This window comes from Halobacillus andaensis, from assembly GCF_014636475.1.
Taxonomy (GTDB): domain Bacteria; phylum Bacillota; class Bacilli; order Bacillales; family Halobacillaceae; genus Halobacillus_A; species Halobacillus_A andaensis.
In genome coordinates, this window is sequence record NZ_BMEL01000004.1 from 588,225 (window position 1) to 597,500 (window position 9,276).

Genomic DNA, 9,276 nt, shown 5'->3' on the forward strand with positions numbered 1-9,276 from the left:
CAAAACGAGAAGTATTACTTTAAGTTAAACTTCTATAAACATACTGGAAAGAGTTCCGTCCAAACTTTGTATTTACAGAAGGAGGAGTTTTAAAGAATGCCTGCTAATCGCCGGTTATTCACATCAGAATCAGTAACAGAGGGGCACCCAGATAAAATCTGCGACCAAATTTCTGATGCGATATTAGATGAAATTTTAAAAAACGACCCAAATGCCAGGGTGGCATGTGAAACGACTGTAACAACAGGACTCGTTTTAGTGTCTGGAGAAATTAGTACGAATACTTACGTGGATATTCCCGCGATCGTTCGAAGAACAATAAAAGAAATTGGCTATACGAGAGCTAAGTATGGTTTTGATGCCGATACTTGCGCCGTACTAACGGCTATAGATGAGCAGTCACCAGATATTGCTGGTGGTGTGGATGTAGCATTGGAATCTAGAGAAGGACAAATGAGTGATGATGAAATTGAAGCTATAGGTGCAGGAGATCAAGGTTTAATGTTTGGTTTTGCGAATAACGAAACCAAAGAACTGATGCCTCTTCCTATTTCATTAGCTCACAAAATTGCAAAACGCCTTTCTGACGTAAGAAATGACGGAACCTTAAGTTACTTACGCCCTGATGGCAAAACTCAAGTTACCATCGAGTATGATGAAAATGATCAGCCTGTAAGAGTAGATACAATTGTTATTTCAACTCAGCACGCAGAAGAAATTACCTTAGAGCAAATTCAGCACGATTTAAAGAAACATGTTATTAACCCTGTTGTTCCTAGTCAACTGATTGACGAAGAAACCAAGTATTTCATTAATCCTACTGGACGATTTGTGATCGGTGGACCTCAAGGAGATGCAGGATTAACCGGAAGAAAGATTATTGTAGACACGTACGGAGGATATGCTCGCCACGGCGGAGGGGCTTTTAGTGGGAAAGATGCAACTAAGGTAGACCGTTCAGCAGCCTACGCCGCCCGTTACGTAGCAAAAAACATTGTAGCTGCGAAACTAGCTGAATCCTGTGAAGTACAGCTTGCTTACGCTATTGGAGTAGCTCAGCCAGTATCTATTTCGATCAACACCTTCGGGACAGGTAAAGTATCTGAAGAGTCGCTTGTTTCAGCTGTTAGAGAATTGTTTGACTTACGACCGGCAGGTATTATAAAAATGCTTGACCTTAGACGCCCCATTTATCGTCAAACAGCAGCGTACGGTCATTTTGGTCGTACAGATGTTGCATTCCCTTGGGAACAAACGGATAAAGCAGCCTTTTTAAAAGAAATGTTAACCAAATAAAATGAGCGCCGTTTATAAACGGCGCTCATTTTATTTAGATTACATGTTTTTGTAAATTTGGCCTTTTTCAACATAGCTGGCTCTTATCCGATCCAGTTCTTTGTAATCGTCTTCAGTTAAATTACGTACGACTTTTGCTGGTCGTCCTAAAGCCAAGGTGCGTGGAGGGATAACCTTTCCGGGTGGGACAAGACTCCCGGCACCTACAAAAGCTTGTTCACCAATTTCAGCTCCATCTAAAATTATTGATCCCATACCAATGAGTGCATTCTTTTTTATGTGGGCAGAATGTAAAGTAACTTGATGTCCTACCGTTACTCCATCTTCTATTTTCAGGGGTATATTAGGGCTTTGGTGGAGCATGCTTAGGTCTTGGATATTTACTTCTTTTCCAATATAAACAGGAGCGACATCTCCCCTAATGACTGTTTTAAACCAAACGCTCGATGAGGATCCGATCGTAACATCCCCTGTAATCACTGCATCTTCAGCAATAAATGCACTTTTATCTATCGTTGGCCTCTTTCCTTTATATTCGCAAATCATAGCGAACCCCCTTATAATTATGATAAATTCAGTATAACAAATAGAGGATGGGGAGAACGATGGAATGACAGGTGAAAAAAGAGCTACGATCATCATTGTGCATGGAGCCTTTGAACACGCAGGCCGCTATTCTCATTTAGTAAAAAAGCTAGAACAGGACGGATTTGAAGTTAAGATTAATGATCTTCCGGGTCAAGGCAGGTCAGAAGGCAAGAAAGGTCATATTCGATCCTTTAATGATTACATACAAAAAGTAAGCGAATGGGTCGAAGAGGCTGATGAAGACTTACCTGTTTTTTTGTTAGGGCATAGTATGGGGGGACTTATTGTAACAAGGACGCTTCAACAATTAAAAATACATGTAGATGGCGTTATATTATCCTCTCCAGCCTTTAGTATAAAAAATGGAGCGAGCAAACCAATGGAAGTTTTATCGAGAGGATTGAATATCGTTTGGCCTTCCTTTAGAGTTTCTTCGTCTTTAGCACCAGAAACGGTTACCACCAATCAAGAAATGATTGATAGTGATCGAAGTGATCCCTTAATCATTGATAAAGTGTCGATCAGATGGTACATCGAATTTCAACGCTCGATTAAGAAAGCTTTTAAAGAAGTAAAGAGTTTCCCTGATCTTCCATTACTTATTATGCAGGCGGGAGATGACCTGATCGTAGATCGCCAACAAACATATCAATGGTTCAATTTAGTGTGTACTTCGGAGAAATCTTATAAAGAGTGGCCCGGCTTCTATCATGAAATATTTAATGAAGTAAAGTGGCAGCAATCATACCTTTATTTGTATAATTTTATACAACAGCAACTGATCAAGCAGTAAGTAAAAGGAGGGGTTGATGTGGGTGAGAGAGTTCCTACACATGCATTCCCATTAATGGTTCGCGTCTATAAGCAAGTTTTTCCTTATGTTCACAAACAATTAAATCTGTGGAGAAAAAAAGCTGAAGCCATCCCAAACCAAGAATTAAAAGCCCAGGCAGTAGCTAGCATTAAATTAAAAACATTTCATTGTGAGGGCGGAGGGATCTATTCTCTTCTTGCTAAAGAAAATTGGAGGGAAGCTGTTCAGTTTATTGTGGCTTATCAAACCATCAGTGACTATTTAGATAACCTGTGTGACCGAAGTACTTCAATGGATCCTCAGGATTTTCGCATGCTGCACCATTCAATGACTGATGCTCTTAATCCATCTAATGAGCTTAAAGATTACTATTATTATAGAGATGATAAAGACGATGGGGGTTATTTAAATTCCTTAGTGCTGACGTGTCAAAAGGTACTGAGGAATGCTCAGGATTACCATAAGGCTCAATCATATACCACTCAATTAGGCTGTTTATACAACGACCTGCAAGTACATAAACATGTACGAGAAGAAGAAAGAATTCCAAGGCTCAAAAATTGGTTTGAACATTATCAGAAGGAATGTCCGCATTTAGAATGGTATGAATTCTCTGCCTGTACGGGGTCCACATTGGGTATATTTTGTTTAGTCTCCTATACACTTAGCGGTGATATGACGGACCAATTAGCTGAGAGAATTACATGCAGTTACTTTCCTTATATGCAAGGTCTCCATATCTTGCTTGATTACTATATCGATCAAGAAGAAGATGCGAAAGAAGGAGATTTAAACTTTTGTGCGTACTATGAACATGAAGAATTAATGAGAGAGCGATTCGTTTATTTCGTCGAACAAACCAATCGCTCAATTAAAAGCTTGCCGCACCCTTCATTTCACGAAATGATCCATGAGGGACTAGTAGGCTTATATTTAGCAGATCATAAAGTAAAAACAATAAACCAAGCAAAGGGATTTGTGAAATCACTCCTGCGTGCTAGTGGAAAGAAAGCCACTTTCTTTTACTTCAATACTAAAATGTATAACAAACTAAGAGCCATTCAGTCCTGAATTATTTCTTTTCAATGGCAATAATAAATGGAGGTGAATTTTTCTGATTGATAAATCCATATTGCAGTACGCTGTAATCTTTTTGGTCTAGGCATTGAACATACTGAAGGAGGGCATCCTTTTCTTCTTCGCCTCCTGGATGGCCGTGATAAACCACTAATACAATGAGACCTCCGGGATGTAAGTGCTCCAAAATTAATTTCACCGACGAAATAGTTCGGTCAGGTTTAGTTACAACTGATTTGTCACTGCCCGGGAGGTAACCTAAGTTGAAGATGGCTGCTTTTAGACGAGAGAGACCTTCTTTAGGAATGGTCGATTCAATTTGGTCATGACTGACTTGAAAGAGTGTAGATCGATCAGCTAAATGGTTGCTCTGCAGTCTCTCTAGTGTATGGTCAATCGCCTGCTTCTGAATGTCGTATCCGTATACGTGTCCTGTTTGACCTACAAGCTTACATAATTGCACCGTATCATGTCCATTCCCACAAGTACCGTCAATAGCTACATCCCCTTCCACTAGCGCTTCTTTTATTAATTCATGAGCATATGGTAGAACTCGTTTTAATTTCATAAATGCGGGCTCCTTTAAGTTGTACTAAATACTGAATTATTTTAGCATGAACCGTTACGTTTATAAAAGAAAGGGAGAGGATTAATGATTATACAATCTATAAAGGCTCATTCTTCGCATGTCAATCAATTAAAATATCATCCTGAAGAACGATTTCTTCTTTCAGCAGGGTTTAATGGAGAGTTGTTTTTATGGGATGTGGATACACAAGAAAAAATTCAGGAATACAACGGTCATCTGAAAACGGTTAATTGTATTCAATGGATAGAGAATGGACGGAAGCTGATTTCAGCCTCAGGGGATGGAAAGATACTCATGCATGAAGTCTCTGCCTCCTCCCCTTTTAAAAGCTGGCAGGATTTAAAGTCAGGAGTCAGCCATCTGCGGTTTACATATGATGGACGCTATTTATTAACAAGTGACAAATCATCAATGTTAAGAGTTAGAGAATGGCCTGAAGAGGATGTAGTGCAAAAGTTGAAAAGTGACCAGCAAAATAGTGGGGTTTTAGCCACTGCCAGCCAAGAACATCATGCCATTATCGGTGGGGTTGGTCCAAAGCTGAGACGTTTTTTAATACCTTCGGGAGAAGTGTTAGAAGAATTTGAAGGGCACGAGCAGGCTACTATGAAGGTTGAATTTTTTGATGGGGATCGTCATGGTGTGTCTGCAGGGTATGATGGGAGGTTAATTCTGTGGGACATGCAGGCGCACCAAAAGCTAGAGTCTTACTCTATAGGTAATGAAGGCTATTATACAATTGCGATTTCCCCAGATGAAAAAGAGGTAGCTATAGCCATGCCTTATCGATTAACCAGAGTTCAATTAGACAATTTAAAAATGCAACACTATGATCTCCCTGCAAAAGGAAATTACTGTGTTGACTACCTACCTGGAGGGAAGCAATTGGCTATAGCATCTGCGGATAAAACGATAAAACTCGTTCAATTATAAAGCTCTATTTATCTCGATACTTATTTTCGGATTGTACGACTCGTTTTGGTGTGTTTATTGTACGTTTTAAACCATTTTTTGGAGGGCTGTCCGTCTTACGAATAGGTTTCTTCATATAATACCTCCTTTGTCGCATATGTTCCCAGATTTAATCTCTTTATAAACGTGAGAACTTGACAAAGACTTTTGCATTCAATAATATACAGAATAGATATGTAACGACGTTGAAAAGGAATAGTAATAAAGATCTCAAGTTATAGAGAGGCAGCGGATGGTGGAAGTTGTTCTTGGGCCTTTATGAACTCACCTTGGATGTCGAAGAAGTGAAACTGTAAGCTTCTTCCGGTTTAATCACCGATATCGATTACAAGTGAACGTGAAAACGTTAATTTGGGTGGTACCGCGGGAGAAGTCTCTCGTCCCTTATTTAGGGATGAGTGGCTTTTTTTATTTATCATTGTAGATTTTAAAAGATACTTACTGAGTTTATTAATGAGGAGGAAGGCAAATGGCATTTGATCATAAATCGATTGAAAAGAAATGGCAAACCTACTGGTTAGAAAATAAAACGTTTAAAACGGATGCGGAATCAAGTAAGAAGAAATTTTACGCTTTAGATATGTTTCCTTACCCATCAGGGGCTGGGCTTCATGTAGGACACCCAGAGGGTTATACGGCTACTGATATTCTATCCCGAATGAAAAGGATGCAAGGGTACGAAGTTTTGCATCCCATCGGATGGGACGCGTTTGGACTGCCTGCAGAGCAGTATGCTCTTGATACAGGCAATGATCCTGAAGAATTTACTAAACAAAACATTCAAACGTTTAAGAGGCAAATCCAAGAATTGGGTTTTTCTTACGACTGGGATCGTGAAATTAGTACGACAGACCCTCATTATTACAAGTGGACTCAATGGATATTCCTTAAGCTTTATGAAAAAGGATTGGCTTATATAGATGAAGTAGCTGTGAACTGGTGCCCAGCACTGGGTACAGTGCTTGCTAATGAAGAAGTGATCGATGGAAAGAGTGAACGAGGCGGACACCCTGTGGAACGTCGCCCAATGAAACAATGGATGTTGAAAATTACAGAGTATGCGGATCGCTTATTAGAAGATCTTGAAGATTTGGATTGGCCAGAGAGCATAAAAGATATGCAGCGAAACTGGATTGGAAAATCTGAAGGGGCTGAAGTTGTTTTTGAAATTGCTCATCATAATGCTACATTCGACGTGTTTACAACTCGTCCGGATACACTCTATGGAGCGACCTATGCTGTACTAGCACCGGAGCACCCTTTAGTTGATCAAATTGTAACGTCTGAACAAAAAGAACAAGTTAATCAATATATCCATGACGCTCAAAACAAAAGTGAATTAGAAAGAACAGATCTAGCAAAGGATAAAACTGGTGTATTCACTGGGGCGTATGCCATTAATCCAATTGATGGAAATAAATTACCGATATGGGTTGCGGATTACGTTTTAATGAGTTATGGAAGCGGCGCAATAATGGCTGTACCCGCTCATGACGAACGTGACTATGAATTCGCTAGTAAGTATGATTTGCCGATCATAGCTGTTGTTGAAGGCGGAGATATTGAAGAAGAAGCATATACTGGGGATGGGAAGCACATCAACTCAGGTATGTTAAATGGATTAGATAAAGAAGATGCCATTGAAAAGTCTATACATTGGCTTGAAGAAAACAATAAAGGAAAAAGAAAAACAACTTACCGACTAAGAGATTGGTTATTTAGCCGTCAGCGTTATTGGGGAGAGCCGATTCCAGTGATCCACTGGGAAGATGGCTCCATTACAGCTGTCCCTGAGCAAGAACTGCCTATTCGCTTACCAAAAACTTCAAAAATTAAACCATCAGGAACCGGAGAATCCCCATTGGCCAATATTGATGAATGGGTAAACGTCGTTGATCCTGAAACAGGGATGAAAGGACGACGTGAAACAAACACAATGCCACAGTGGGCAGGAAGCTGCTGGTACTTCCTTCGTTATATAGACCCGCTAAACGATGAGGCTTTTGCAGACTATGAGAAACTGAAAAAATGGCTGCCTATCGATGTATATATAGGCGGGGCAGAGCATGCTGTATTACATCTGCTTTATGCCCGTTTTTGGCACAAAGTTTTGTATGACGTTGGAGTTGTACCTACTAAGGAACCGTTCCAAAAACTATTTAACCAAGGAATGATATTAGGCGAAGGAAACGAGAAGATGAGTAAGTCTAAAGGAAACGTTGTAAACCCTGATGACATCGTGTACACACACGGAGCAGATACCCTGCGGTTGTATGAGATGTTTATGGGACCTTTAGAAGCATCAATTGCTTGGTCTACAAATGGTTTGGACGGTGCTAGAAGATTCTTAGATCGTGTATGGAGACTATTTACTGAAGAAAGGGAGCTTGCTAGTGTAGTTAAGGAAACTAGCAATGACTCATCAATGGAAAGAACTTATCACGAGACTGTTCAGAAGGTGACCGAAAACTTTGAGGAACTTCGTTTTAATACTGGGATATCCCAAATGATGGTGTTTATTAATGAAGGGTATAAAGCAGAAGAAATTCCTAAAGAATATGTAGAAGGTTTCGTAAAGCTTCTATCTCCCGTAGCCCCTCATTTAGCTGAAGAGCTCTGGGATTTACTGGGTCATACGGAAAGTATAAGTTACGAACAATGGCCGACGTATGACGAGTCTAAACTGGTGGAAGACGAAGTAGAAGTGGTTATTCAAGTTATGGGTAAAGTTCGAGCCAAAATGATGGTTAGTGCAGACGCGTCAAAAGAAGATCTTGAAAAAGCTGCTTTAGAGCATTCAAATATCCAAGAATGGCTAGAAGGAAAAACAGTACGTAAAGTAATTGCTGTACCAGGAAAACTAGTTAATATTGTAGCTAACTAACCTTTAAAGACTATCCTCTTTGTTAGGGGATAGTCTTTAATGTACGGGTTTAATTTCTTGACTAGTTTCATTAATTTAATAAAATAAAAATGGAAGTACCTTATTGAAGGAGGATTTTTAATGAGTGAAGTTAACGTTATGACACCTGAAGAATTGCAAAAAGCTTTAGATGAAAATAAAGATCTTAATATAATAGATGTTCGTGAAAATGAAGAAGTAGCTCAAGGGATGATCCCCACCGCACAGCATATTCCATTAGGAAATGTACCGGAGGAAGTTAATAAGCTAGATCCAAATAAAGAATATGTTATGGTCTGCAGGTCAGGAAGAAGAAGTATGAATGCATCCGAATTTCTTAACGAAAAAGGCTTCCAAAAAGTTCATAACCTTGAAGGCGGAATGTTAAATTGGAAAGGCGAACTAGTATTCTAAGGTAAGGAAGGGCTTATATAATGCTGGAATTTAGTGTCGTGGTAATCGGGTTCTTGTTTTTTATAATGTTCAGAGGTCTTTATCAAACTTTTGTTTTAAAACCATTCACAAATCAATCGGCTTCTCGCGATAATTTTTGTGTAATTGACATACGTGACTATATATCTGCCCATCGTTCTCCTTATCCAGGTGCAGAAAATATTCCATTAAGTTATTTGCAACGGGCATTAAAGGACCGTTTTCAGTGTACGAAAGATATACTCTTAGTTACTGACGATAAACGAGGCGCAAAACTTGCAGCTCGAATGATTCGCAGAAAAAGAGGGAAAACGATTTATTATGTAAAAGCAGTGTAATAGTATGAAAAATCCAAAGCTGGATTTTGCTTTGGATTTTTTGTTTTTATTGTTGACTTCTCGCTTAGTTTTAGTTATGATAGTTAACGTTGCTCATTTGAGCGGCTAGGTTCTATCAATCAATCATTTTGAGAGAAAATCTTTCAATAGTATTGACATATTTTGATGAACTATGATAGAATTTATTTACTGTCGCAAGGCAGTGATTGATCTTTGAAAACTGAACGAACCAACCAGTACGTCAAGATTTCTTTCTATAGTATAGAAG

Annotated in this window: 9 protein-coding genes and 1 other annotated feature; of the genes, 7 read left to right on the forward strand and 2 right to left on the reverse strand. The window is 39.2% G+C overall.

Going from position 1 to position 9,276, the window contains the following annotated elements; genetic code table 11:
* Positions 1-96: 96 nt before the first annotated feature.
* Positions 97-1,296, forward strand: coding sequence for a methionine adenosyltransferase (gene metK, locus IEV27_RS17645; RefSeq protein WP_188378816.1), 1,200 nt, complete (start codon positions 97-99; stop codon positions 1,294-1,296).
* Between the two features lie 39 nt (positions 1,297-1,335).
* Here metK and IEV27_RS17650 read toward each other — a convergent pair whose 3' ends face one another.
* Positions 1,336-1,842, reverse strand: a complete 507-nt coding sequence (locus tag IEV27_RS17650; RefSeq protein ID WP_188378817.1) for a gamma carbonic anhydrase — start codon at positions 1,840-1,842, stop codon at positions 1,336-1,338.
* A 64-nt stretch (positions 1,843-1,906) separates the two neighbouring features.
* On the opposite strand from IEV27_RS17650, the gene IEV27_RS17655 reads away from it, so the two are divergent.
* Together IEV27_RS17655 and tbcS are read left to right on the forward strand one after the other, a co-directional pair.
* Complete coding sequence (locus IEV27_RS17655; RefSeq protein WP_188378818.1) at positions 1,907-2,677, forward strand: alpha/beta hydrolase; 771 nt, start codon at positions 1,907-1,909, stop codon at positions 2,675-2,677.
* Positions 2,678-2,695: 18 nt separating this feature from the next.
* Positions 2,696-3,769 carry a tetraprenyl-beta-curcumene synthase gene (gene tbcS, locus IEV27_RS17660; protein ID WP_507762590.1) on the forward strand — a complete coding sequence of 358 codons (1,074 nt, stop codon included), beginning with the start codon at positions 2,696-2,698 and terminating at the stop codon, positions 3,767-3,769.
* A gap of 1 nt (position 3,770) precedes the next feature.
* Here tbcS and mnmM read toward each other — a convergent pair whose 3' ends face one another.
* Positions 3,771-4,343, reverse strand: a complete 573-nt coding sequence (gene mnmM / locus IEV27_RS17665; protein WP_188378819.1) for a tRNA 5-(aminomethyl)-2-thiouridylate-methyltransferase MnmM — start codon at positions 4,341-4,343, stop codon at positions 3,771-3,773.
* An 84-nt stretch (positions 4,344-4,427) separates the two neighbouring features.
* On the opposite strand from mnmM, the gene IEV27_RS17670 reads away from it, so the two are divergent.
* The 4 genes from IEV27_RS17670 to IEV27_RS17685 all read left to right on the forward strand — a co-directional run bounded on the left by IEV27_RS17670 (position 4,428) and on the right by IEV27_RS17685 (position 9,008).
* Positions 4,428-5,297, forward strand: a complete 870-nt coding sequence (locus tag IEV27_RS17670; protein ID WP_188378820.1) for a WD40 repeat domain-containing protein — start codon at positions 4,428-4,430, stop codon at positions 5,295-5,297.
* A 215-nt stretch (positions 5,298-5,512) separates the two neighbouring features.
* Positions 5,513-5,724 (forward strand) — a binding site (T-box leader).
* Between the two features lie 81 nt (positions 5,725-5,805).
* Positions 5,806-8,220 carry a leucine--tRNA ligase gene (gene leuS, locus IEV27_RS17675; RefSeq protein WP_188378821.1) on the forward strand — a complete coding sequence of 805 codons (2,415 nt, stop codon included), beginning with the start codon at positions 5,806-5,808 and terminating at the stop codon, positions 8,218-8,220.
* A gap of 120 nt (positions 8,221-8,340) precedes the next feature.
* On the forward strand, positions 8,341-8,652 hold the full coding sequence (locus IEV27_RS17680; RefSeq protein WP_188378822.1) for a rhodanese-like domain-containing protein: 312 nt from the start codon (positions 8,341-8,343) through the stop codon (positions 8,650-8,652).
* A gap of 20 nt (positions 8,653-8,672) precedes the next feature.
* Positions 8,673-9,008, forward strand: a complete 336-nt coding sequence (locus IEV27_RS17685) for a rhodanese-like domain-containing protein (RefSeq protein WP_229735406.1) — start codon at positions 8,673-8,675, stop codon at positions 9,006-9,008.
* Positions 9,009-9,276 lie beyond the last annotated feature (268 nt).

Excerpts from the sequence above, each read along its gene's own strand:
- leuS (WP_188378821.1), top strand. The coding sequence starts at position 5,806 with ATGGCATTTGATCATAAATCGATTGAAAAGAAATGGCAAACCTACTGG.
- IEV27_RS17670 (WP_188378820.1), top strand. The coding sequence starts at position 4,428 with ATGATTATACAATCTATAAAGGCTCATTCTTCGCATGTCAATCAATTA.
- IEV27_RS17650 (WP_188378817.1), bottom strand. The coding sequence starts at position 1,842 with ATGATTTGCGAATATAAAGGAAAGAGGCCAACGATAGATAAAAGTGCA.
- mnmM (WP_188378819.1), bottom strand. The coding sequence starts at position 4,343 with ATGAAATTAAAACGAGTTCTACCATATGCTCATGAATTAATAAAAGAA.
- metK (WP_188378816.1), top strand. The coding sequence starts at position 97 with ATGCCTGCTAATCGCCGGTTATTCACATCAGAATCAGTAACAGAGGGG.
- IEV27_RS17655 (WP_188378818.1), top strand. The coding sequence starts at position 1,907 with ATGACAGGTGAAAAAAGAGCTACGATCATCATTGTGCATGGAGCCTTT.
- IEV27_RS17680 (WP_188378822.1), top strand. The coding sequence starts at position 8,341 with ATGAGTGAAGTTAACGTTATGACACCTGAAGAATTGCAAAAAGCTTTA.
- IEV27_RS17685 (WP_229735406.1), top strand. The coding sequence starts at position 8,673 with ATGCTGGAATTTAGTGTCGTGGTAATCGGGTTCTTGTTTTTTATAATG.